This window comes from Quisquiliibacterium sp., from assembly GCF_982640115.1.
The window spans coordinates 1-22,518 of sequence record NZ_CEXFHW010000044.1 but is presented as its reverse complement, the minus strand read 5'-3'; the positions used below and the strand labels follow the sequence as shown (position 1 = coordinate 22,518).

23 protein-coding genes are annotated in these 22,518 nt (G+C 70.9%); 2 read left to right on the top strand and 21 right to left on the bottom strand.

What is annotated here, in order from left to right; genetic code table 11:
* The 16 genes from AC2H6A_RS07280 to ndk all read right to left on the bottom strand — a co-directional run.
* Positions 1-139 (bottom strand): adenylosuccinate synthetase (locus AC2H6A_RS07280; protein ID WP_484272490.1); only part of this gene is annotated, 139 nt, incomplete at its 3' end.
* 68 nt (positions 140-207) lie between these two features.
* Positions 208-1,449: an ATP phosphoribosyltransferase regulatory subunit gene (locus AC2H6A_RS07275; protein WP_484272489.1), complete on the bottom strand. Its 1,242-nt coding sequence runs from the start codon at positions 1,447-1,449 to the stop codon at positions 208-210.
* A gap of 88 nt (positions 1,450-1,537) precedes the next feature.
* On the bottom strand, positions 1,538-1,717 hold the full coding sequence (locus AC2H6A_RS07270; protein WP_484272488.1) for a DUF2065 domain-containing protein: 180 nt from the start codon (positions 1,715-1,717) through the stop codon (positions 1,538-1,540).
* Positions 1,718-1,752: 35 nt separating this feature from the next.
* Positions 1,753-2,649 carry a protease modulator HflC gene (hflC, locus tag AC2H6A_RS07265; RefSeq protein ID WP_484272487.1) on the bottom strand — a complete coding sequence of 299 codons (897 nt, stop codon included), beginning with the start codon at positions 2,647-2,649 and terminating at the stop codon, positions 1,753-1,755.
* A 9-nt stretch (positions 2,650-2,658) separates the two neighbouring features.
* Complete coding sequence (gene hflK, locus AC2H6A_RS07260; RefSeq protein WP_484272486.1) at positions 2,659-3,927, bottom strand: FtsH protease activity modulator HflK; 1,269 nt, start codon at positions 3,925-3,927, stop codon at positions 2,659-2,661.
* Between the two features lie 24 nt (positions 3,928-3,951).
* Positions 3,952-5,157 carry a GTPase HflX gene (gene hflX, locus AC2H6A_RS07255; protein ID WP_484272485.1) on the bottom strand — a complete coding sequence of 402 codons (1,206 nt, stop codon included), beginning with the start codon at positions 5,155-5,157 and terminating at the stop codon, positions 3,952-3,954.
* A gap of 17 nt (positions 5,158-5,174) precedes the next feature.
* Positions 5,175-5,414, bottom strand: a complete 240-nt coding sequence (gene hfq / locus AC2H6A_RS07250) for an RNA chaperone Hfq (protein ID WP_484272484.1) — start codon at positions 5,412-5,414, stop codon at positions 5,175-5,177.
* Between the two features lie 123 nt (positions 5,415-5,537).
* Complete coding sequence (der, locus tag AC2H6A_RS07245; protein ID WP_484272483.1) at positions 5,538-7,046, bottom strand: ribosome biogenesis GTPase Der; 1,509 nt, start codon at positions 7,044-7,046, stop codon at positions 5,538-5,540.
* 11 nt (positions 7,047-7,057) lie between these two features.
* Positions 7,058-8,203, bottom strand: a complete 1,146-nt coding sequence (gene bamB / locus AC2H6A_RS07240; RefSeq protein ID WP_484272482.1) for an outer membrane protein assembly factor BamB — start codon at positions 8,201-8,203, stop codon at positions 7,058-7,060.
* Entirely contained in the window at positions 8,200-8,838 is a 639-nt protein-coding gene (locus AC2H6A_RS07235; RefSeq protein ID WP_484272481.1) for a YfgM family protein, read from the bottom strand. Before AC2H6A_RS07235 ends, bamB begins: the two co-directional genes overlap by 4 nt.
* A 39-nt stretch (positions 8,839-8,877) precedes the next feature.
* A complete protein-coding gene (gene hisS, locus AC2H6A_RS07230; protein WP_484272480.1) occupies positions 8,878-10,176 on the bottom strand; it encodes a histidine--tRNA ligase in 1,299 nt (432 codons plus the stop codon).
* Between the two features lie 52 nt (positions 10,177-10,228).
* Entirely contained in the window at positions 10,229-11,536 is a 1,308-nt protein-coding gene (ispG, locus tag AC2H6A_RS07225; protein WP_484272479.1) for a flavodoxin-dependent (E)-4-hydroxy-3-methylbut-2-enyl-diphosphate synthase, read from the bottom strand.
* An 18-nt stretch (positions 11,537-11,554) separates the two neighbouring features.
* Positions 11,555-12,571, bottom strand: coding sequence for a helix-turn-helix domain-containing protein (locus AC2H6A_RS07220; RefSeq protein ID WP_484272478.1), 1,017 nt, complete (start codon positions 12,569-12,571; stop codon positions 11,555-11,557).
* 170 nt (positions 12,572-12,741) lie between these two features.
* Positions 12,742-13,608, bottom strand: a complete 867-nt coding sequence (pilW, locus tag AC2H6A_RS07215) for a type IV pilus biogenesis/stability protein PilW (protein WP_484272477.1) — start codon at positions 13,606-13,608, stop codon at positions 12,742-12,744.
* Positions 13,608-14,756, bottom strand: coding sequence for a dual-specificity RNA methyltransferase RlmN (gene rlmN / locus AC2H6A_RS07210; protein WP_484272476.1), 1,149 nt, complete (start codon positions 14,754-14,756; stop codon positions 13,608-13,610). The genes pilW and rlmN overlap by 1 nt, the downstream gene beginning before the upstream one ends.
* Positions 14,757-14,815: 59 nt before the next feature.
* On the bottom strand, positions 14,816-15,241 hold the full coding sequence (gene ndk, locus AC2H6A_RS07205) for a nucleoside-diphosphate kinase (protein WP_484272475.1): 426 nt from the start codon (positions 15,239-15,241) through the stop codon (positions 14,816-14,818).
* Positions 15,242-15,520: 279 nt separating this feature from the next.
* Here ndk and AC2H6A_RS07200 point away from each other — a divergent pair, with 279 nt between their 5' ends.
* Positions 15,521-16,228 carry a Bax inhibitor-1/YccA family protein gene (locus AC2H6A_RS07200; protein WP_484272474.1) on the top strand — a complete coding sequence of 236 codons (708 nt, stop codon included), beginning with the start codon at positions 15,521-15,523 and terminating at the stop codon, positions 16,226-16,228.
* 154 nt (positions 16,229-16,382) lie between these two features.
* Positions 16,383-17,966 (top strand): class I adenylate-forming enzyme family protein, encoded by a 1,584-nt coding sequence (locus tag AC2H6A_RS07195; protein ID WP_484272473.1) that lies wholly within the window; start codon positions 16,383-16,385, stop codon positions 17,964-17,966.
* Positions 17,967-18,034: 68 nt separating this feature from the next.
* Here the strand turns inward: AC2H6A_RS07195 and rlmD are convergent, their stop codons facing one another.
* The 5 genes from rlmD to AC2H6A_RS07170 form a co-directional block, all read right to left on the bottom strand.
* Positions 18,035-19,372 (bottom strand): 23S rRNA (uracil(1939)-C(5))-methyltransferase RlmD, encoded by a 1,338-nt coding sequence (gene rlmD, locus AC2H6A_RS07190; RefSeq protein ID WP_484272472.1) that lies wholly within the window; start codon positions 19,370-19,372, stop codon positions 18,035-18,037.
* Positions 19,372-20,157, bottom strand: coding sequence for a 3'-5' exonuclease (locus AC2H6A_RS07185; RefSeq protein WP_484272471.1), 786 nt, complete (start codon positions 20,155-20,157; stop codon positions 19,372-19,374). The genes rlmD and AC2H6A_RS07185 overlap by 1 nt, the downstream gene beginning before the upstream one ends.
* Positions 20,158-20,162: 5 nt before the next feature.
* Entirely contained in the window at positions 20,163-20,516 is a 354-nt protein-coding gene (locus tag AC2H6A_RS07180; protein WP_484272470.1) for a murein hydrolase activator EnvC family protein, read from the bottom strand.
* A 746-nt stretch (positions 20,517-21,262) separates the two neighbouring features.
* Positions 21,263-21,982 carry a protein-L-isoaspartate(D-aspartate) O-methyltransferase gene (locus tag AC2H6A_RS07175; protein WP_484272469.1) on the bottom strand — a complete coding sequence of 240 codons (720 nt, stop codon included), beginning with the start codon at positions 21,980-21,982 and terminating at the stop codon, positions 21,263-21,265.
* Positions 21,983-22,086: 104 nt separating this feature from the next.
* On the bottom strand, positions 22,087-22,518 hold a 432-nt coding region (locus AC2H6A_RS07170; protein ID WP_484272468.1), incomplete at its 5' end, for a 5'/3'-nucleotidase SurE.

The window sequence follows — 22,518 nt, the reverse complement described above, 5'->3', positions numbered from 1 at the left end:
CGATCACGAGGGTATGGCCGGCGTTGTGCCCGCCCTGGAATCGCACCACCCCCTGAACCGACTCGGTGAGCCAGTCGACCAGCTTGCCCTTGCCTTCGTCACCCCACTGGGTGCCGATCACCACGACGTTCTTTCCCATGTGCCTTTCGGTGGCAGCGCCCTGGAGGGACGCGCGCAGCCGCTTTCCTGGACAGTGCTTGATGTGATTCAGAGTGCGCGGACCGTCCACGCACCGTCGTGCTGGACGAGTTCGCGGTTGCAGGCGAATTCCTGCTGTTCGGGTTCATGACCGGGCAGCGCCCGGACGACGATCTGGCCGGCGGCGCGAAGCTGCGCCACCGCCTGGGCAAGCTGCGGGTCATCGGACCAGGGCGCGAGGACGGCGCCCGGCAGCGCCGGCGCAGGCTGCAGGCCGGCCAGTTCACGCAGCTCGAGCGAGAAGCCGGTGGCCGGTCGGGCGCGTCCGAAGGCGCGCCCGACATCGTCATAGCGACCGCCGCGGGCAACGGCATCGGGGCGATCGTCGACATAGGCGGCGACCGTGAGCCCGCTGTGATAACGGTAGCCGCGCAGGTCGGCGAGATCGGCCGAGAGTTCGACCTGCGGGTGACGCGCCCACAGGGGAGACTCGGCCAGACGCTGGATGTCATCGAGCGCGGCGCTGATCGCGGGCAACGGCGGCAGCACGGCGCGCGCACGGGCAAGGCAGTCGGGACGGGCCGCATCGCCATCCGGGCGCGCCGCGGGGCCCGCTGCAGCGCCCGCGCCCCCGCCCGCACGCAGCGCCCCGTAGAGCGAGGGCAGCGCCAGCAGCGCCTCGCGCGAGGCGGGCGCGAGCGGCGCGAGCAGCTTGCGCAGACCAGGCATGTCCTTGTGCTGGAGCAGCGTGAAGAGCTCGTCTTCGTCGACCTGCTCGCGTGCCGCTGGCAGGTTCATGCCGAGCAGCGCCGGCACGACGGCCGCATGGCAGAGATCGAGCCGCACCCGGCCCACGCCACTGGCCTGCAGCGACGCCGCCATGAGTTCGACCATCTCGAGGTCGGCCTCCGGACCGGCATGGCCGTAGATCTCGGCGCCGAGCTGCAGCGGCTCGCGACTGGCATACAGGCCCGCCGGGCGGGCATGCAGCACCGGTCCGCAATAGCAGAGGCGCACCACGCCGCGGCGATCGAGCAGGTGGGCGTCGATGCGGGCCACCTGCGTGGTCATGTCCGGGCGCAGCCCCAGGGTGCGGCCGGAGAGCTGGTCGATGAGCTTGAAGGTGCGCAGATCGAGGTCGTGGCCCGAGCCGGTGAGCAGGGACTCGATATGCTCGATCAGCGGCGGCATCACCAGCTCGTAGCCGTAGGACCGGTAGAGATCGAGCAGCCGGCGCCGGAGCTCCTCGATGGCCCGGGCCTCGGCGGGCAGGACATCGGCAATGTGCTCGGGTAACAGCCAGCGGGGCATGATGGGCGGTGGGGGCAGACGGCGCGCGCCGCAATCGGCGCAAGGCGCATGAAACGAGGACGAAACCCGTGATTCTCGCGGATTGCGCTCAGACCAGCAACAGCGCCATGCCCGCGATCAGCGCGCCGAGCGCCACCAGGCGCACCTGGGCGTCGGGGGCCTGCGCGAGACGGGCGAGCGTCTGTCGCCAGAGCGTGGGTGCCGCGAAGGGCAGCAGACCCTCGATGATCAGGACCAGACCGAGCGCGGTGAGGAGTGACTCGGCCATGCCGGGGCAGCGCTGCGCGTACGGAAGACGCGCGGCTACCTGCCCTTGGCCGGTGCTGCCGGACCCGCGCCGGAGCTCTTGAGATAGCGGAAGAACTCGGCGGAGGGATCGACCACCATCAGGTCGGAGCGGGTGCGGAAGGAGGCGCGATAGGCCTCGAGGCTGCGGTAGAACTGCGCAAACTGCGGGTCCTGGCCGAAGGCCGAGGCGTAGATGGACGAGGCCTTGGCATCGCCCTCACCCTTGACCTTCTGCGCATCCCGATAGGCCTCGGCAAGCACCACCTCGCGCTGGCGGTCGGCGTCGGCGCGGATCTTCTCGGACTCGGCGGCGCCGGTTGCCCGCCGCTCGTTGGCCACCCGCTTGCGCTCGGACTGCATGCGGTCGAAGACCCGCTCCTGGACCTCGGGGGCGAAGTCCACGCGCTTGAGCCGGACATCGACCACCGCTGCGCCGATCTGCTTGGCGTCCTCATTGACCTTGGCGCGCACGCCCTCCATGAACTGCTCGCGCTGGCCGGAGATGACCTCGGCGACGGTGCGCTTGGCGATCTCGTTGTTGAGCGCGTCGCGCAGGCTGCGCGAGATGCGGTCGGCGGCGATCACCTCGCTGCCGCTCACCGAGCGGATGAAGGCCTTGGGCTCGGTGATGCGCCACTTCACGAAGGTGTCCACCTGGACATTGAGCTTCTCGGAGGTGATGAAGCGGTCGATGTCCGGGTTGTCGATGGTGAGGATGCGCTTGTCGAAATACTGCACATTCTGGAAGGGGGGCGGCAGCTTGAAATGCAGGCCGGGCTGCTCGATCACCTGGCGGATTTCGCCCAGGGCGAAGACCACCGCGAACTGCCGCTGGTCGACGACGAACAGGCTGGCCGAGAGCAGGCCGAGGGCGACCAGGGCCGCCAGCACGATGGGAACGATGCGCTGCATGGCGGTCTCCTAGCGGCTGGCGTCGCGGTCACGCGAGCGCAGGCCTTCGCGGGCGCGGTTGGGCTCGGCAGGGGCTTCGGCAGCCGGGGCCGGCGCGGCGGGCGCCGGCGTGGGCCGCGCGGCATCGGGCGAGGCGCTCTGCAGCAGCCGCTCGAGGGGCAGCGACAGCAGCGTGCTGTTGCGCGAATCGACATACACCTTCGTGGTGTTGGCGAACACCTGCTGCATGGTCTCGAGGTACATGCGGTCGCGGGTGACCTGCGGCGCCTTGGCGTACTCGGTGAAGATCTGCCGGAAGCGGCTGGCGTCACCCTCGGCAGTGGCGATCACGCGCTGCTTGTAGCCCTGGGCCTCTTCGGAGAGACGGGCGGCATTGCCGCGGGCCTTCGGAATGACATCGTTGGCGTAGGCGCGTCCTTCGTTGATCAGGCGTTCGCGGTCCTGGGCAGCCTTGTTGGCATCCTCGAAGGCGGCCTGCACCTGCTCGGGCGGCTGGGCCTGCTGGATGGTGACATCGATGATGGCCACGCCCGCCTTGTAGCGGTCAGCGATGGACTGCATGAGCTTCTGAGCGTCCTTGGCGACGGCTTCCTTTTCTTCGTAGAGCACCTGGTCGATACCCTTGCGGCCGACGGTCTCGCGCATGGCGGTCTCGGCGGCCTGGCGGATGATCTCTTCGGGCGCGGGACCGGGATTGTTGTTGAACAGCCAGGCCACCGGATCGGACAACCGGTACTGCACCGCGTACTGCATGTCGACGATGCTCTGGTCCTGGCTGAGCATCAGCGACTCCTTGAGCACCTTGTTCTTCACATTGCTGCGGTAGCCGATCTCGACCTGACGCAGCTGCTGCACGTTGACCAGCTCGTGCACCTCCACCGGGTAGGGCAGGCGCCAGGTGAAGCCGGGACGGTCGTTGAGGCTGCGGAACTCGCCAAAGCGCAGGATGGCCGCGGCATGACCCTCGGGCACGATGTAGAAGCCGCTGCCCAGCCAGAGCAGAAGCGCCACCACGCCGAGCACGCCCGCGCCGGCGCCGGCTCCCCGCAGGCTGGGCCCGTCGGAGCCACCGCCGCCGCCACCGGCACCCGAACCGCCGCCGCGGCGGAACAGCCCGTTGAGCCGGCGGTTGAAGTCTCGCCAGAGCTCGTCGAGGTCAGGCGGACCGTCATTGGGCGGGCGGGGTCGCTGACCGTCGCCGCCGTTGTTGCCGCCCGAGCCGCCCCGGCCCCAGCCCGGGTCATTCAGGGAAAAGATCCGCGAGATGGGCTTCCACATAGAACGCAGGGCCGCAGGAGAGGTTCAGGCGTGAGGGGACCGGGAGGCCCCCGGCGCGCCGGGAAAGGGATGGTCTGGAACAGTCTGGACGGGATCGGCCGGGTCTGGCTCGGCAAGCACACGCCAGCGTGGGTCTTCCGAGGCGGGGTCGCCTTGCAGTGACCGGGACAGGCGCTCGGTCAGCGCCTGCTTCAGAGCCGGCAGGCCAGCCCCGGTTTTCGCGCTGACCATCACCCGGTCGATGCTACCACAGGGGTCACGCTCGGCCTGGGGCAACCATCCTGCGGCATCGATCTTGTTGTAGACCATCAGCACCGGCACCGAGCCGGCATCGATCTCCTGCAGCACCCGTTCCACCTCGGCGATCTGGTCGTCGCGATCGGGGGCGCTGGCATCGACCACATGCAGCAGCAGGTCGGCGTCGCGGGTCTCTTCGAGCGTGGCACGGAACGACTCGATCAGGCTGTGGGGCAGCTGCCGCACGAAGCCCACGGTGTCGGAGAGCACCACTTCGGCGCCCTCGGGCAGACGCAGCCGGCGGGTGAGGGTGTCGAGGGTGGCGAAGAGCTGGTCGGCCGCGAAGGTGCCCTCGCCGGTGAGCGCATTGAAGAGCGTGCTCTTGCCGGCGTTGGTGTAGCCCACCAGGGAGACCGAGAAGACATTCTGGCGCAGGCGGGCGCGCCGCCGGGTGAGCCGCTGGCGGCCGAGCTTGTCGAGGCGCTGACGCAACTGGCGGGCCTTGGCGTCGAGCATGCGGCGGTCGAGCTCGATCTGCTTCTCGCCCGGGCCGCCGCGCTGGCCGATGCCGCCACGCTGGCGTTCGAGGTGGCTCCAGCCGCGAACGAGGCGCGAGAGCTGGTGTTCGATGCGGGCGAGCTCGACCTGCAGCTTGCCCTCGTTGCTGCGGGCGCGCTGCGCGAAGATGTCGAGGATGAGCTCGGTGCGGTCGATCACCGGCACCTCGAGCAGGCGGCCGAGATTGCGCTGCTGCACCGAGGTGAGCGGATTGTCGAAGATCACCGCCACCGCCTCGAGCTGCTGCAGGCGCTCGCGGATCTCCTCGGCCTTGCCGCTGCCCACCGAGAGCGCCGCATCGGGCCGGGGGCGCCGCACCGCGATGATCTCGACCGGCTCGATGCCGGCCGATCGGGCTAGCGCGCAGGTTTCGTCCAGGCTGGCCCGGTCGGTGCCGGCGCCGCCGAAGGCGACACCGACCACGAGGGCGCGCACCGGGGCTTGGGCGGCGGTCAGGTTTCGGTGCTCTCTTGCTGGAACTGCACCGGACGGGCCGGCACCACCGTGGAGATGGCGTGCTTGTAGACCATCTGGGTGACCGTGTTGCGCAGGAGCACCACATACTGGTCGAAAGACTCGATGTGGCCCTGCAGCTTGATGCCGTTGACCAGATAGATGGACACCGGCACATGCTCCTTGCGGAGCAGGTTGAGGAACGGGTCTTGTAGCAGCTGCCCTTTGTTGTTGCTCATGGAAACTCCGTGTTCTTCTGTGTCTGGGAGGTGGGGGCGAAGCGCGGGGAATCAAGCCGCGCGGCGGCCCGGGGCTCCTGGCGCGGCCCGACTATACCCCGCCGTGCTGCCAGCGGCGCAGCCTCAGCGCGCCGCGTAGGGATTGGCGCCGCTGCGGAATTCGATGCGCAGCGGCGTGCCGGCGAGCGAGAACTGCTCCCGCAGCCAGGTCTCGAGATAGCGCCGGTAGGTCTCGGGTACATGATCGAGCGAGGAGCCGTGCACGATCACGATCGGCGGGTTCTGCCCGCCCTGGTGGGCATAGCGCAGCTTGGGCCGAACCGGACCGCGGCGCGGCGGCTGCTGGCGCTCGACCGCCTCGTGCAGCGAGCGCGTGAGCTTGGGGGTGGGCAGCTTGCGGAAGGCGGCGGCGCAGGCCTCGTCGACCGAACGCATCAGCGCGCCCACGCCCAGGCCGGTGCGCGCCGAGATCATGTGCAGGCGGGCAAAACGCAGGAAGTGCAGCTTGCGGTCGAACTCGGACTTCAGGCGCTCGCGCTCGGCCGCGGGCAGCGCGTCCCACTTGTTGACCGCCACCACCAGCGCCCTGCCCGCCTCGAGGATGTAGCCGGCGATGTTCGCGTCCTGTTCGGCCACGCCCTCGAGGGCATCGAGCATCAGCACGCAAACGTTGCAGTCCTCGATCGCCTGCAGGGTCTTGACCACCGAGAACTTCTCGATCATGTCGGTGACCTTGCCGCGGCGGCGCACACCGGCGGTGTCGACCAGGGTGTAGGGGCGTCCACTGCGCTCGAAGTCGATGGCGACGGCATCGCGGGTGGTGCCGGGCTGATCGAAGGCGATCAGGCGCTCCTCGCCGAGCAGGGTGTTGATCAGCGTGCTCTTGCCGGCATTGGGGCGGCCGACCACGGCCACGCGGATGCGGCGCGGCGGCAACTGGTCGGTGGCGCCGGCGGTTGCGCCAGCGGTTGCGCCAGCGGTTGCGCCAGCGGTTGCGCCAGCGGTTGCGCCGGCGGTTGCGCCGGCGTTGGCGGGCCGCCCGGCGTCCGCCCTGGCGCCCTTGGCGCGGGCGGGCGTGACGACATCATCGGCATCGGCCGCGTCGTCGGGCGACGGGGGCGGCTCCGACACCGGCATCAGGCCTTCCAGCGCGATCTCGAGCAGCTCGCGCACTCCGTCGCCATGGGCGGCCGAGACCGCCATCGGCACGCCCAGGCCGAGCTCGTGGAATTCCGCCGCCACCTGCTCCCGAGGCATGCCTTCGGTCTTGTTGACCGCGACCAGCAGGCGCCGGGCGCTGCGTCGCAGCTCGGTGGCGATGTCGCGGTCATGACCGGTGAGACCCTGGCGACCGTCGACGATGAACAGCACGACATCGGCCTCGAGCACGGCCTGGCGCGCCTGCCGGGCCATCTGGTACTCGATGCCCGACTTGGCCACCGGCTCGAAGCCACCGGTGTCGATCACGATGCAGTGGCCCTCGCCCACCCGGGCGCGGCCGTAGTGGCGATCGCGGGTCAGGCCGGGCCGGTCGGCCACCAGCGCGGCGCGACTGCCGGTCATGCGATTGAAGAGCGTGCTCTTGCCGACATTGGGCCGGCCGACCAGCGCGACCACCGGAATACCGCTCATGGAATCTCCGGTCAGTCGAGCGTGATGGACAGCAGCGTGCCGCCGGCGGTCTGCACCAGCGCCGAGCGCTGGTGAGCCGCGGGCTGCGAGAGCACCGGGGTGCCATCGCTCGCGAAACGCGCGGCAATCGCCCCGTCGTCGCGCTGCAGCAGGTAGAGATAGCCCTGGTAGTCGCCCACCACCAGCATGCCGCCCACCGACAGCGGCGCGGACGGTTCGCGGCGGGCAAGCGCCTCCTGGCGCCAGACACTGGCGCCCGAGCGCGAGAAGGCATGGACATGCCCACGCTCGTCGCTCACGCTGACCAGGCGCGCATCGACATCGATGCCGCCCTGGGCGGGCAGCTCGCGGCTCCAGAGGGAACGGCCGGTGGCCGCCTCGAAGCAGGCAACCCGTCCCTGGAAGCTCGCCGCACAGACCTCACGGCCGCTGACCAGCGGCGAGCCGACCACATCGGCGATCCGCTCGATCTCGTTGGCCCCGCGCGGGGTGGACACCACGGTCTCCCAGCGCTGCGCGCCGTTCTCCAGGCTGATGGCCACCAGCCGTCCACCGGGCAGGCCGGTAAAGGCGGTGCCGGGGGCGATGGCCACGGCGGAGGTCTGCCGCAGGACCAGGGGCGGCAGTTGGCGCGACACGCTCCAGCGCCGCTTGCCGCTGATCGACTCGTAGGCCGAGACCCGGTTGTCGCTGGTGCGCAGCACGACAAGACCGAGGCCCACCGCCGGGACCGAGACCGCCTCGGCACCGAGCGGCGCGCTCCAGCGCGGCTTGCCATCGGCGCCGAACGCAAGCAGCGTGCCGTCACGCGCGGCCACCACCACGACATCGCCGTCGCTGCCCACGCCGGCTGCGAGCTTGCGGCCGGCATTGATCTGCCAGGCGATTCGGCCGGAGTCGGGATCGACCCGGGCCAGCGTGCCGTCGGCCGAGGCCGCATAGACCGCGCCGCCGGCCACCACCGGCGCGAATCCCACGCCCGCGGCCGGCAGCTTCAGGCTCCAGGCCACGCGGGCGCCGGCCTTGGCGGTGGGCATCGGCGGCTCGGGCCGCTTGGTGCCGCCCCCCCAGGGCCACAGACTGCCGCAGCCGGCAAGCGCCAGCGCGCAGACGAGCAGCAGCGCGTGCCGTGCGAGCGATGCCAGCAGGCCGCTCATGCGCCCGCCCCGCCCAGCGCGTCGAGCTTGATCTGGATGACCCGGCGCAGCGGCGCCGACTTGCCCGCCTTCTCGAGGGCGGTGCGGTACTCGGCACGCGCCTCTTCGGCCTTGCCCTGCGCGATCAGCAGGTCGCCGCGACGGTCGGCCCATTCCGCCTCGAAGCCTACGGGCGCGGTGCCGGCGAGCAGCTTCAGACCCTCATCGTAGGCCTGCTGATCGAGGAGCACGCCGGCCAGGCGCACCCGCGCGAGCTGGCGCAGGGCGTCGTCGGCGGCGTTGTCCATCACCCACTGCAGCGGCGCACGCGCCGCCTTGAGATCGCCAGCCTCGAAGTAGACCCGCGCGGCAAGCAGCGCGCCCATCGGCCCGTAGGCGGTGCGGCCATGCTTCTCGACCAGGGTGCCGGCTGCCGCCTTGACCTTGTCGACATCACGGGCCTGCGCCGCCACCTGGAGCTGATCGTAGATGACCGAGGCAGCCGCGGCCTCGCGGACCTGGTACCAGCCCCAGGCCCGCCAGCCGGCGATCGCGAGCAGCACCACCGTGACCGCGGTGAGCAGGAAGTTGCCGTAGCGGTTCCAGAAGGCCTTGAGGGTGGCGAGCTGTTCCTGTTCTTCCAAGTCGTAGGCCATCGCCTGCGTCTCCTGTGAGGGGTGGATGGGCCGGCGGGCTCAGGCGTCGGGGTCGGCCGCGACCAGGGCGTCGACGATCAGCTCGGCCAGCGCAGCCATGGCCACGCGCTGCTGACGGCCCTCGCCCGGCGCCGCACCGGCGTCGCGCAGCCATTTCACGGTGGCTTCGCCCGATGCGGCCTCGTCATCGCCGATGACCACCGCAGCGAAGGCGCCGCTGGCATCGGCACGCTTGAATTGCGACTTGAAGCTGCCGCCGCCGGCATGGGTGATGACATCGAGGCCGGCATCACGCAGCCGCTCGGCGGCCTGGACCGCAGCCGGCAGCGCCGCGGCGCCCTGATGCACGACATAGACATCGCAGGCCGAGCCGGGCTGCACGCCGGCCTGCGCGCGCATCTGGTCGAGCACCCGCTCCACGCCGATGCCAAAGCCGCAACCCGGCGCAGGCTTGCCGCCGAGCATGCCGATCAGCGGGTCGTAGCGGCCGCCGCCGCACAGCGTGAGGCCGTCGGCAGCCACCCACTCGAACACGCTGAGGTTGTAGTAGTCGAGCCCGCGCACCAGCCGCGGATTGACCCGCCACGGGATGTTCTGGGCACGCAGCAGCGACTGCAGCCCCTCGAAGTGCGCGAGCGAGGCCTCGCCGAGGAAGTCGATCAGGCGCGGCGCGCTCTCGGCGATCGGCTGCATGGCGGGATTCTTGGTGTCGAGGATGCGCAGGGGATTGCTGTGCAGCCGGCGACGCGCATCCTCGTCGAGCTGGTCGGCGTGGCGCTGGAAGTGCTCGATCAGCGCCTCGCGGTGCGCGCGGCGCTCGTCGGCCTGGCCCAGGGTGTTGATCTCGAGGCGCACGCCCTGCAGGCCGAGGTCGGCCCACAGCCGGTGGCACAGCAGGATGACCTCCGCATCGACATCGGGGCCGGACATGCCGAGCGCCTCGAGCCCCACCTGATGGAATTGCCGATAGCGGCCCTTCTGCGGCCGCTCGTGGCGGAACATCGGCCCGGCATACCAGAGGCGCCGGGGGCCGTCATAGAGCAGGTTGTGCTCGATCACGCTGCGCACCACGCCAGCCGTGCCCTCGGGGCGCAGGGTGAGCTGTTCGCCGTTGAGCGCGTCGGTGAAGGAGTACATCTCCTTCTCGACGATGTCGGTGACTTCGCCGATGCCGCGCACGAACAGCCGGGTGTGCTCGACGATGGGCGTGCGGATGCGGTGATAGCCGTAGGCACGCATGCAGGCAGCCACGGTGTCCTCGAAGCGCTGCCAGAGGGCCTCATCGGCGGGCAGCACATCGTTCATGCCGCGCACGCCCTGGATGCGATCGGCGCTCATCGGTGTCTGCGCCTGGTGTCGCGCCCGCGCCCCGCACGCGGTGGGATGGTCATCATGTGCCCGCCTTCTCGAGCGAGTAGCGACGCCGGACGTAGTTCTCGACGATCGCCTGGAAGTCTTCGGCGATGCGATCCCCCTTCAGGGTGACATCGCGCACGCCATCGATGAACACCGGCGCCACCGGCGCCTCACCCGAGCCGGGCAGCGAGATGCCGATGTCGGCATGCTTGCTCTCGCCGGGGCCGTTGACCACGCAGCCCATCACCGCCACCTGCAGGGTCTCGACCCCGGGATAGTGGCCGCGCCAGACCGGCATCTGCTCGCGCAGGTAGCGCTGGATGCGATCGGCGAGTTCCTGGAAGAAGGTGCTGCTGGTGCGCCCGCAGCCCGGGCAGGCAACCACCATGGGCGTGAACGCGCGCAGGCCCATGGTCTGGAGGATCTCCTGGGCGACCACCACCTCGCGGCTGCGGTCACCATTGGGCTCGGGCGTGAGCGAGACGCGGATGGTGTCGCCGATGCCTTCCTGCAGCAGCACGGCCATGGCCGCAGTGGAGGCCACGATGCCCTTGCTGCCCATGCCGGCCTCGGTGAGCCCGAGGTGCAGCGGGTAGTCGCAGCGCCGCGCCAGCTCACGGTAGACCGAGATCAGGTCCTGCACCGCCGAGACCTTGGCCGACAGGATGATGCGGTCGCCGGGCAGGCCGATCTGCTCGGCGCGCTGCGCGCTCTCGATCGCCGAGGTGACCAGCGCCTCGCGCATGACCGCCGAGGCCTCCCACGGCTGGGCGCGGGCGGCGTTGACATCCATGAGCCTGGCGAGCAGGGCCTGATCGAGGCTGCCCCAGTTCACGCCGATGCGCACCGGCTTGTCGTGCCGGCAGGCGACCTCGATCATCTGCGCGAAGTTGTCGTCGCGCCGGCTGCCGGTGCCGACATTGCCGGGGTTGATGCGGTACTTGGACAGCGCCTGGGCGCAGTCGGGGTACTGGGTGAGCAGCTTGTGGCCGTTGTAGTGGAAGTCGCCAACCAGCGGCACATCGACACCCATGCGGTCGAGCTGCTCGCGGATCGGCGCCACCGCCGCAGCCGCCTCCGGGGAATTGACGGTGATGCGCACCAGCTCGGAGCCGGCCGCGGCGAGCTGGCGGATCTGGATGGCGGTGGCGATCGCATCGGCGGTGTCGGTGTTGGTCATCGACTGCACCACCACCTCGCCACCGCCGCCGATGCGCACCGAGCGCGCGCCCCAGCTCACCTGCGCCTGGCGTGCGCGCCGGCGCGGCAGGGAGCCGACCGGCATCGGGGCCGACGGGCAGCCCTGGGCGGGATCGGTATCGGGTCTGGCGGCATCATTCATGGCGGAAACCCTCCTGAGTCAGGGCGCAAGCTTAAGCCGGGCCACACCCTGACGGGTCAGCGGTCCGATATCGAGCGGACCGCCGTTGTGAATGACCTGGACCGCCTGGGCGTTGCCCAGCACCACCGAGATCTCGGCGTCCACCGGGATCCGCAGGCTGGAGCCGCGTTTCTGCACGCCCTCATGCAGCAGCCGGCCGTCGGCACGGCGGATCTCGACCCAGGACTCGCCCTGGAAGTTCAGCCGGAGTTCGCCGCCGCGGGCGGACGCCGTTGCATGGCCGGCGGCAGAGACCGGCGCGGGCGTGGCCGGCGCGGGCGCGGGCGGGGCCGACGAGGCAGGCGCGGCCGGGGCGGGAACGAGCGGCGGGAAGGCAGCGGTCGCCGGTGTGCCCGGGAGTGAGGGTGCACCGGCAACCGGCGCGGCACCCGGCGCGGCCGCCGAGGCGACGACGGGTGCGGGCGGCGCCATCACCGCGGCCGGCGCGGCCGGGGCCTGCGTCCCGGCCGGCGCCACCGGGGCCGCCGGTCCTCCGGCGGCAGCGGCCGGGCTGGCACCCCCCGCGTCAGCCGCCGCGCTTGCGGGCGCGCCCGACGCGCCCTCGCCCGACGCACCAGCAGCCTGCGCCGACGCGGGCGCAGGCACCGGCGCCGATGCGCCGCCAGGCCGCCCCGGGACCCGGCCAAAGAAGAACGCGATCGCGATGACCAGCGCAAGGCTCAGGATGATCCAGACCCACCGGCTGCCCGAGCCGCCGGCGCCGAAGCCGAACAGCCCCGGGCGCGGCATTGGCTCGCGCAGCGAGGTTGCCGGGCGCAGGTCGGGTGTGCCGGCCGCGTCGCCGATGCTGGCCAGCAGCGGCATCACATCGACGCCGATCAGCCGACCATAACTGCGCAACGCGGCGCGCACGAAGGCCTGCCCCGGCAGCGCGGGCCAGTCTCCCGCCTCGAGGGCATGCACCTGACGCGGAGCCAGATTGAGCTTGCGGGCAAGATCATCGGAAGACAGCCCCTTCGCCTCACGGGCAGCCACCAGCGCGGCGAGGCTGTCGACCTGGCCATCGCCGGATGGCGGGAGGGGAGTCGGAGGGGTCAGAGGCGTCGCAGCTGCCGCGGCAACGGCAACGGCATGCGAGCCTGGCTCGGCCCCGGACGGGACCGCAGGCGTGTCCCCGGTCGGTTCAGCCTGGTGTGCGGTCATCGTCAGTCGTCGTAGCGGCCGGCGGTCAGCCGGGACACTTCCGGCGAGGCCGGGAATCGCCTGCGCAGCTGGGCGGCAAGACTCTCTTCGGCGGCACGGTCACCGGCCTTGCGCTCGATGCGCAGCGCCAGCCAGAGCACCTCGGCGCTGGGCTCGAAGCTGCCCGTGAGGCGCTGGGCATAGAACCGGGCCCGCGTGATGTCACCCCGGCCGAGGTTGATCTCGGCGAGGTTGAACATGGCCACCGGGTTGGCCGGATCGACCTGGAACGAGCGCTGGAAGTAGTCCTCCGCGGCCTTGAGATCACCCATGCGGCGCGAGCAGATGCCGGCGTTGTGCAGGGGTCGCGCCGGGGTGGCGTACAGCGGATTGCGCAGGGCGCGCAGGAACTGGTCGATGGCCTGGGGATAGCGGCCGGTCTGGCAGAGATACCAGCCGTAGTTGTTGAGCAGGTCGGAGTCGCCCGGTGCCAGCCGCAGGGCGCGCTGGAAGCTCTCGTCAGCGCGCGGGCGGTCGTTCAGGTCCATGTAAACCAGGCCCAGCATGCCGTAGGCCGGCGCGAAGTTGGGATCGAGGGCCAGCGCCTGGCGCAGTTCGTCGAGGGCCACGTTGTAGTTGCGCTGCTGGTAGTAGTTGGCCGCGAGCTCGAGCCGGATGCGCGCCCGACGACGGTTCTCGCTCTCGTCGTCGGCTCCGGCGGTGGCCGTGCCGGTGAGCGGGTTGGAGCCGCCGTCGCCCGGCCGCGAGGCCGGATCGCCCGAGGCGGCGCATCCTGCCAGCCACACCGCCATCAGGCACGCAGCCACCGCACCGGTGCGACGGACGATGAGGCCGGCCAGGCCCGGCAGCCGGACGCGGGCAGGCGCCATCAGCGGCCCACCGGCTGGATGGCGATCCGCCGACCGACGGCGTCGGCAGCCGGCGCCGCTGCGGGTGTGGCACGCGCCATGCGCTGCGCGAGCCGGGTGCGGTCCTGCACCTCACCGGCAAGCTGGCCACAGGCGGCATCGATGTCATCGCCGCGGGTGCGCCTGACGGTGGTGACGATTCCCGCCTCGATGAGGATCTGCCCGAAGCGCCGCACCCGGGCATCGGGCGAGCGGCGCAGCCCGGCATGCGGGAAGGGATTGAACGGGATCAGGTTGAACTTGCAGGGCAGGCCCCGCACGAGCGACAGCAGACGGCGGGCGTGCTCGTCGCTGTCGTTGACCCCATCGAGCATCACGTACTCGAAGGTGATGAAGTCGCGCGGCGCGGCCTCGAGGTAACGGGCGCAGGCGGCCAGCAGCTCGGCCAGCGGATACTTGCGGTTGATCGGCACGAGCTGATCGCGCAGCGCATCGTCGGGGGCATGCAGCGACACCGCCAGGGCCACCGGGCAGTCCTGACGGAGGCGGTCGATCATCGGCACCACACCCGAGGTGGACACGGTAACCCGGCGACGCGACAGGCCGTAGGCGTTGTCGTCGAGCATCAGGCGCAGGGCGCTGAGGGTGGCCTCGTAGTTCTGCAGCGGCTCGCCCATGCCCATGAAGACCACATTGCTCACAGGGCGTTCACCCGCCGGACCAGGCCCGAGCGTGCGGTTGGCCCACCAGAGCTGACCGACGATCTCGGCAACCTCGAGGTTGCGCGAGAAGCCCTGCTTGCCGGTGGAGCAGAACAGGCAGTTCACCGCACAGCCGGCCTGGGTGGAGACGCACAGCGTGCCGCGCTGTGCCTCGGGGATGAACACCATCTCGACGGCATTGCCTGCGCCGACATCGAGCAGCCACTTGCGGGTGCCGTCGGCCGAGACATGGTCGCTGATGACGGCGGACGCGCGAACCACCGCCTGCTCGCGAAGCCGCTCGCGGAAACCGCGAGCGAGATCGGTCATGGCATCGAAGTCATCCTGGCCGCGCTGGTGGATCCAGCGGGAAAGCTGGCGGGCGCGAAAGGGCTTTTCGCCCCACTGCGAGCAGACCCGGGCAAGCCCGTCGGCATCGAGACCCAGAAGGTTGACGGGAGTGCTCATCGGATGCCTGCGTGGGGGCGCCGTCGTCGCCGGCCGCCCCTGAGGGACGGCGGCGCGCCTCAGCGCGAGTGGATGTTCATCGCCGGGAAGAAAAAGGCCACTTCGGCGCGGGCGGTCTCGGCGGCATCGGAGCCGTGCACCGCATTGGCGTCGATGCTGTCGGCGAAATCGGCGCGGATGGTGCCCGGGGCCGCCTTGCGCGGATCGGTGGCACCCATGAGGTCGCGGTTCTTCTGGATGGCGCCCTCGCCCTCGAGCACCTGGACCATGACCGGGCCGGAGATCATGAAATCGACCAGATCCTTGAAGAAGGGACGCTCGCGGTGGACGGCATAGAAGCCCTCGGCGTCGGCGCGCGAGAGTTGCATCATGCGGGAGGCGATCACCTTCAGACCGGCATCCTCGAAGCGGCTGTAGATCTTGCCGATCACGTTCTTGGCGACCGCGTCGGGCTTGATGATGGAAAGGGTGCGTTCGATGGCCATGGTAAGTCCTGAGCGAGAGTCCGGCGCCCCGACCGGCGGCAGGTGCCACTGGAGGCGGCAGGCAAACCGGGCTCGCGGAAAAAGTGCTTGGAAATGAAAGCTTTGCAGGCGGCTCTGGCAGTAGACTCGAAAGACCCTGTAGCCTGCTGCTTAGCCCTCGATTCTAGCACACCCCTGTGTCAGGCTTGCCCCGACAGACTGACAGACCCTGAGGCGGGCGCGGTTGAATTCCGCGGGCCGACCCCCTACATTGTCGGAACCTTCCACGGAGACACACACATGGCCTACGAACAGAACGGACTGCCCACCGGCTTCGGCGCGGGTGGTGGCGTCCTCGGCGCGGCCGCGCGCAACCGCGTGCTGCGCAACACCTATGCGCTGCTGGCGCTTTCCATGGTGCCCACCGTCCTGGGCGCCTGGATCGGGGTGAGCACCGGGTTCAGCTTCTTTGCCGGCAGCCCCTTCATCGGCCTGATCGTCTTCATGGCGGTCGCGTTCGGGTTCTTCTTCGCCATCGAGAAGTTCAAGAACAGCGCCATCGGCGTCGGTCTGCTGCTGGCCTTCACCTTCTTCATGGGCCTGATGCTCTCGCGTCTGGTGGGGCATGTGCTGGGCATGAGCAACGGCGCCTCGCTGGTGATGACCGCCTTCGGTGGCACGGCCGGCATCTTCGCTGTCATGGCCACCATCGCCACGGTGTCCAAACGCGATTTCACGGGCATGGGCAAGTGGCTGCTGGTGGGCTTCCTGGTCATCCTCGTGGCCGGCATCGCCAACATCTGGCTGCAGATGCCCGCCCTGACGCTCACCATCTCGGCGCTGGCGGTGCTGATCTTCTCGGCCTTCATCCTGTATGACCTGCAGCGGGTGATCAACGGCGGCGAGACCAACTATGTCACCGCCACCCTGTCGGTCTACCTCAGCGTCTACAACGTGTTCAGCAACCTGCTGGTGATCCTCGGGGTCGTCGGCGGCGATCGCGACTGAGCCAACGGCCGGGCGGGCCCGCCCGGCATCGTTCACCGCACAGGGCCGCCCGAGGGCGGCCCTTTCCTTTTTCGCGTCGCCCGAGGGCGACCTTGCCGTTTTCCCGCCTTCCTCGGGTGTCCCTTCCCCTGCCCTGCCGCCCGCCCCAGCCGCCATGACCGATCCGCGTCCCGCCCTGCCTGCCATCCGCCTCGAGTCGCACTTCGGCGACCGGGTGATGCCCTGCTTCGCCCAGCGACCGCCCGATGTCTGGGCTCTGTTCGAGACAGCGCTCGCCACCGCGCCGCAGGCCGACGCGGTGGTGCATGAAGGACAGCGGCTGAGCTGGCAGGAGCTCGCGCGGGTTGCCGACGAAACCGCCGCCGGTTTCGCCGCCGCGGGGGTCAAGCCCGGTGACCGTGTCGGGCTGCTGGTAGGCAACCGCCTTGCGCATGTGACCGCGCTTGCCGGCCTGATGCGCCTGGGCGCCATTGCGGTGCCGATGGGCACCCGGCTGCAGGGGCCGGAGGTGGCCTACATCCTCGGCCACTGCGGCGCCGTGGGCGTGGTCCATGACCCGGAGCTGGCCGCTCGCCTGCCCTCGCCGGACGAGGCGCCAGCGCTGCGCGGACGCTGGACCGAGCCGCCGCGCGCCACGGGCGAGGCCCTGCGGGCCCTGCCGCCGCGGCCTGCCGTGCAGGAAGAGGACACCGCCTTCATCCTCTACACCTCGGGCACCACCGGACGCCCCAAGGGCGCGATGCTCACCCATCTGAATGTCGTGCACTCGGTGCTTCACTTCCGGCATGCCATGCAGCTGGGCCCCGGCGAGCGCTCGCTGCTGGCCGTGCCGGCAAGCCATGTCACCGGCCTGGTCGCGATCATCCTCAGCATGTGGGGCTGTGCCGGCTGCGTGGTGCTGATGCCCGAGTTCAAGGCGCCGGCCTACATCGAGCTGGCAGCCCGCGAACGCATCACCCACACCATCCTGGTGCCGGCGATGTACACGCTGCTGCTGATGCAGCCCGCCTTCGCCAGCGCGGATCTTTCAGCCTGGCGCATCGGCGGCTATGGCGGCGCGCCCATGCCCGAGACCACGATCGCCACGCTGGCGGCCAGGCTGCCGCGCCTCGAACTGATCAACGCCTATGGCGCCACCGAAACCACCTCGCCAGCCACGCTGCTGCCGGCAGCGATGGCTGCCGAGCGGCCCGACAGCGTCGGCCTGACGCTGCCCTGCGCCGAGATCCGGGTGATGGATCCGCAGGGCCGGGAGGTGGCGCCGGGCGAGTCCGGCGAGCTGTGGATCCGCGGGCCAATGGTCGTCCCGGGCTACTGGGACAACCCCGAGGGCACGCGCAACGGTTTTCGCGCCGGCTTCTGGCTCTCGGGCGATGTCGGCTCGATCGACGCCCAGGGTTTCGTGCGGGTGTTCGATCGCCTCAAGGACATGCTCAACCGCGGTGGATACAAGATCTTCTCGGTCGAGGTCGAGAATGTCCTGGCGGCCTGCCCCGGAGTGGTCGAGAGCGCGATCATCGGCAAGCCCTGCCCGGTGCTTGGCGAGCGGGTGCATGCCTTCGTGAGCGTGAACGATCCGACGCTCGACGCGGCCCGTCTGAAGGCCTTCTGCGCCGAGCGGCTGGCCGACTACAAGGTGCCCGAGGGCTTCACGATCGGCAGCGTGCCGCTGCCGCGCAATGCCAACGGCAAGCTGCTCAAGCGGACGATGCGCGAGCAGCTGCTCGCGCAGGGCTGAGGGCAGCGCAGTGCGAGCCCCGCCCGGTGCAAGCGCCGGCGCGCGGGCTCAGGCCCGATCAGCCTGGCTCAGGCCGGCTCGAAGACCGCGATCGACTCCACATGCGAGGTGTGCGGGAACATGTTCAGCGCCCCCGCCATCTCGAGCCGGTAGCCACCGGTGTGCACCAGCAGGCCGGCGTCGCGCGCGAGGGTGGCCGGGTTGCACGACACATAGACGATACGCGGCACCTTGTAACCATCCTCGGCCAGGGCGCGACAGACCTCCAGCGCGCCCTCGCGCGGCGGGTCGATCAGCACACGATCGAAGCGGCCCAGCGCCTGCCAGGCCGGCAGGCTCATCTCGAACAGGTTGGCGGCGCTGAACCGGGCCTTGTCCTGCAGCCCGTTGACCCGCGCATTGTCGGCTGCACGCGCGACCAGCGCGGCGCTGCCCTCGATGCCGAGCACCTCGGCGCTCAGCCGTGCCAGCGGCAGGCTGAAGTTGCCCAGGCCGCAGAAGAGATCGGCCACGCGGTGCGAGGATGCCGGTGCGAGCAGGCGCAAGGCGCGCGAGACCAGCACCTGGTTGATCGGGTGGTTGACCTGCGTGAAGTCGGTGGGCACAAAGGGCATGCGCACGCCGAACTCGGGCAGATCGTAGGCCAGGCGCGAGCGCGGCGGCTGACCATCCTCGGTGCCGGGCGCCCAGAGGAGCACGACGGTGTCGGGGCCCTTGGGCTGCAGCCAGAGCTCGAAGCGGTGCTGCCGCGCGAAGGCGATCAGCGCCTCGCGATCGGCGGCACTCACCGGGTCGAGGACGCGAAACACCAGGGCCAGCACCGTGTCGCTGCCCTCGCCGCCCATCGCGACCTCGATCTGCGGCATGCGGTCGCGCATGGCCAGGGCGCCGATCAGCTCGCGCAGGGGCAGCAGCAGCGCCGACACCTGCGGCGCGAGCACAGGGCACTCGCGCATGTCGGCCACATAACTTGAGCCGCGTTCGTGGAATCCGACCAGCACGCCGCCCTTGCGCGGCACATGGCGCACCGAGAGCCGGGCGCGATAACGGTAGCCCCAGTCGGGGCCGGCGATGGCGCGCAGCATCATGGCTGGCCGCACATTGCCGAGGTGGGCGAGCTGGTCCTCGAGAGCGCGCTGCTTGATCGCGACCTGCGCGCGGGTGTCGAGATGCTGCATCGAGCAGCCACCGCAGACGCCGAAGTGCGGGCAGCGCGGCCGCGCGCGCATCGGCGAGGCCTGCAGCACCTTGAGCGTGCGCGCGACATCGAAGCGCGGCTTGCGCCGGATGATCTCGGCGTCGACCCGCTCGCCGGGCAGCGCCTCGCGCACGAAGACCACCTTGCCGTCGGCGCGGGCCACGCCGTTGGCTTCGAGGTCGAGGGACTCGATCTGCAGCTCGGGCATCAGCCGCCGCTCTGCGGCCAGGCCGCGAGGTACTGGCGCCAGTGCTCCCCCGGCAGGCGGCCGAGGCTCTCGCGCAACAGCGCGAGCTCGGCCTGGAAGCGCTCGGGCGTGAACACGCCGCGCATCAGTTGGAAGCGGCAGTAGAGGAGCCAGGTGTTGGCGACGTCGGTCTCGCAGTAATCGCGGATCTCCTGCAGGCGCCCGTCGCGGAACGCGGGCCAGACCTGCGAGCCGTCCATGCCGAGCTTGCCTGGGAAACCGCACAGCCGGGACAGCTCGTCGAGCGGCGCATTGGCGCGGCCGTTGTAGAGCGCAAGCAGGTCCATCAGGTCGGTATGACGGCTGTGGTAGCGGCTGATGTAGTTGTTGAAGCGGAAATCCCGGTCGTCCTCGCCCATGTCCCAGTAGCGCGGCGCCTGGATGCCGTGGACGAGGCCGCGGTAGTGCAGCACCGGCAGATCGAAGCCGCTGCCGTTCCACGACACCAGCGTGGGGGTGTGACGCTCGATGACCTTGAAGAAGTCGGCGATCAGCCTGGGCTCGTCGTCTTCGGGGTTACCCAGACAGCGCACCCGCACCGATTCACCGTCGCGAAAGAGGCAGCCCACCGCGACCACGCGGTGCAGGTGCAGGGGCAGGAAATCGGAGCCGGCCTTCTCGCGCCGGCGATCGAAGGCAGCCTGCGCGACCTCGGCGTCGGACAGCGAGTCGGGCAGGGACCATACCCGGCGCAGGCCGGCCACATCGGGCACGGTCTCGAGGTCGAAAACCAGCACCGGGGTCATGACGCTCAGCGGCCCGACTGGGCGGGCAGCAGCCCGATCGGGTCGATCGGCTTGCCGCTACGCCGAACCTCGAAGAGCAGCTTGGGCTTGTCGGTGCCGCTGTCGCCGGCCTCGGCGATCTTCTGGCCACGACGAACGCTCTGCCCTTCCTTGACCAGCAGGCTGCGGCCGTGGGCATAGACCGAAAGCAGGTCGCCATCGTGCTTGAGGATGATGAGGTTGCCGTAGCCGCGCGGGCCGGGGCCGCTGAAGATCACCTTGCCATCGGCGGCGGCGTTCACCGGGTCGCCCGCCGCGGCGGCCAGCACCAGGCCGGTGCTGCGCCCCTCGCCGAAGCTCTGCAGCACCTTGCCGGGCACGGGCCAGATGAACTCCGGCGGCGTGCCGCCACCCGCGGCGGCCGATCCGGCGCCGGCCGCACCGGCGGCGGTCCCACCCGCTCCGGTTGCGCCCGCTCCGGTCCCACCCGCTCCGGTTGCGCCTGCTCCGGATGCGCCTGCTCCGGTTGCGCCTGACGCGGCTGCGCCTGCCGCGGCTGCGCCGGCAGCGACGCCGCCCTGCCCGGCGGCAGCGCCCGGCGTGGCCGCGCCCTGGGCGGCACCGGCATGACCCGCCCCGCCGGCAGCGGACCCGGTGGCGCCGGCCCGGGCTTCGCCGCCTTCGGCGGCGCGGGCGTCGGCGGCCTTGAGCTCGGCGAGCGCGGCGTCGGAATAGGGCCGCTTCACGCCGCGCGGCTCACGGCGCAGGCCGGGGGCGGCGGCTGCCGGCGTCGCCGCGAGCGGACGCGTTTCGACCCCGCTGGAGCGCACCGGCGCGGTCTGCACCCCGACAGGCTCGGCGGCACGCGGTTCGGCGCGCACCGGGGCCGGAACCTGAGCGGGCGGGCGCGGCGCGGGCGCAGGCGCCGACGCGACGGGGGGCGGCGCAGCCGGCCGCACGCTGGCGGGCGGCGGCCCGGGAGGGCGGGTGCGGTTCTCGACCGGCGCCGGTCCGGATGGGGCGGAAGCGCAGCCGCTCAGCAGCAGGCCCAGCACAATCAGCATGCCGATCGGGTGCGCTGCCCGCGGCCGGGAGGCCGCGTCGAGACTCGGTGCGCCGCGTGTGTTCATGCGGTGCCCGAGCGCAGGGGAACGAAGCGGGCCTCGTCGAGGACGGTGAGTTCCCAGGTGCGATCGCCGCTGCGCTCGACCAGATGCAGCGCCTGACGCACGCCATCGCCCACCGGTGCGAGCAGGCGGGCACCGGGCGCCATCTGCTCGAGCAGGGCATCGGGGATCTCGTCGCCCGCCGCGGCGACGACCACGGCATCGAAGGGCGCCGACGAGGGCGCGCCGAGCCGGCCATCACCGAACATGAGTCGCAGGTTGGGCACCCTCAGCGGCCGCAGATTGCTGCGGGCGGCGTCATGCAGACCGCGTACCCGCTCGATGGAGATCACCTCGCCGACCAGCGAGGCCATCAGGGCGGCCTGGTAGCCGCAACCGGTGCCGACCTCGAGGGCACGTGCACGGGCGCGACGATCGCGCGGCAGGCGCGCGAGGACGATCTCGAGCATGCGGGCCACGGTGCTCGGGCGCGAGATGGTCTGGCCATGGCCGATGGGAAGCGCAACATCCTCGTAAGCGCGACTGGCCAGGGCCGGCTCGACGAACAGGTGTCGGGGCACGGCCTGCATGGCCGCCAGGACATCGGGGTCGCGCACGCCGGCCTTGCGCAGATCGAGCACCATGCGGGCGCGGGCGCTGTCCGAGGCCAGCCCGAGGCCGCCCGGCGCGGGCGGGGGCGCAGCGGCACGACCCGACGCCGAAAGGCGCCCGGGCACCATGGTGCGAGCGGGCTGAGAGACCCGAGCGGCCGAAGGCGCGCGGCCGGGCGCCGGCGCGGGGCCGCCGGCGGGCGCACGCGCGGCGCGGGGGGTACGGGGTAGCGTCACCGCGCCAGCCAGTCATGCACCGGCTGCATCCACTGACCGCCGGTGAGATCGACATCGAGCGGGGTGACGCTGATCAGCCCGTGCTCGACCGCATGGAAATCAGTGCCAGGCCCGGCATCGCGGGCGCTGCCCGCCGGCCCGATCCAGTAGACCGTCTCGCCGCGCGGATTGACGGCCGGCACCACCGGCTCGGCCATGTGCCGGCGTCCGAGGCGGGTGACCTCGATGCCGGCGAGCTCGGCGGCCGGACGCGCCGGCAGGTTGATGTTGAGCAGCATCGGCTGGCGGGCGAGGTGCGGGGCAAACCGGCGAACCAGGTCGGCGGCGCTGGCCGCGGCGGCATCGAGATGGGGCCAGCCACGTTGCACCAGCGAGAAGGCGATGGCAGGCACGCCGAGCAGGAAGCCTTCCATGGCCGCAGCCACCGT

What these genes read in the sequence shown, in the direction of transcription:
- AC2H6A_RS07275 (WP_484272489.1), bottom strand. Translation starts at nt 1,449, where the DNA reads ATGCCCCGCTGGCTGTTACCCGAGCACATTGCCGATGTCCTGCCCGCC.
- AC2H6A_RS07270 (WP_484272488.1), bottom strand. Translation starts at nt 1,717, where the DNA reads ATGGCCGAGTCACTCCTCACCGCGCTCGGTCTGGTCCTGATCATCGAG.
- hflC (WP_484272487.1), bottom strand. Translation starts at nt 2,649, where the DNA reads ATGCAGCGCATCGTTCCCATCGTGCTGGCGGCCCTGGTCGCCCTCGGC.
- hflK (WP_484272486.1), bottom strand. Translation starts at nt 3,927, where the DNA reads ATGTGGAAGCCCATCTCGCGGATCTTTTCCCTGAATGACCCGGGCTGG.
- hfq (WP_484272484.1), bottom strand. Translation starts at nt 5,414, where the DNA reads ATGAGCAACAACAAAGGGCAGCTGCTACAAGACCCGTTCCTCAACCTG.
- der (WP_484272483.1), bottom strand. Translation starts at nt 7,046, where the DNA reads ATGAGCGGTATTCCGGTGGTCGCGCTGGTCGGCCGGCCCAATGTCGGC.
- bamB (WP_484272482.1), bottom strand. Translation starts at nt 8,203, where the DNA reads ATGAGCGGCCTGCTGGCATCGCTCGCACGGCACGCGCTGCTGCTCGTC.
- AC2H6A_RS07235 (WP_484272481.1), bottom strand. Translation starts at nt 8,838, where the DNA reads ATGGCCTACGACTTGGAAGAACAGGAACAGCTCGCCACCCTCAAGGCC.
- hisS (WP_484272480.1), bottom strand. Translation starts at nt 10,176, where the DNA reads ATGAGCGCCGATCGCATCCAGGGCGTGCGCGGCATGAACGATGTGCTG.
- ispG (WP_484272479.1), bottom strand. Translation starts at nt 11,536, where the DNA reads ATGAATGATGCCGCCAGACCCGATACCGATCCCGCCCAGGGCTGCCCG.
- pilW (WP_484272477.1), bottom strand. Translation starts at nt 13,608, where the DNA reads ATGGCGCCTGCCCGCGTCCGGCTGCCGGGCCTGGCCGGCCTCATCGTC.
- rlmN (WP_484272476.1), bottom strand. Translation starts at nt 14,756, where the DNA reads ATGAGCACTCCCGTCAACCTTCTGGGTCTCGATGCCGACGGGCTTGCC.
- ndk (WP_484272475.1), bottom strand. Translation starts at nt 15,241, where the DNA reads ATGGCCATCGAACGCACCCTTTCCATCATCAAGCCCGACGCGGTCGCC.
- AC2H6A_RS07200 (WP_484272474.1), top strand. Translation starts at nt 15,521, where the DNA reads ATGGCCTACGAACAGAACGGACTGCCCACCGGCTTCGGCGCGGGTGGT.
- AC2H6A_RS07195 (WP_484272473.1), top strand. Translation starts at nt 16,383, where the DNA reads ATGACCGATCCGCGTCCCGCCCTGCCTGCCATCCGCCTCGAGTCGCAC.
- rlmD (WP_484272472.1), bottom strand. Translation starts at nt 19,372, where the DNA reads ATGCCCGAGCTGCAGATCGAGTCCCTCGACCTCGAAGCCAACGGCGTG.
- AC2H6A_RS07185 (WP_484272471.1), bottom strand. Translation starts at nt 20,157, where the DNA reads ATGACCCCGGTGCTGGTTTTCGACCTCGAGACCGTGCCCGATGTGGCC.
- AC2H6A_RS07175 (WP_484272469.1), bottom strand. Translation starts at nt 21,982, where the DNA reads ATGGTGCCCGGGCGCCTTTCGGCGTCGGGTCGTGCCGCTGCGCCCCCG.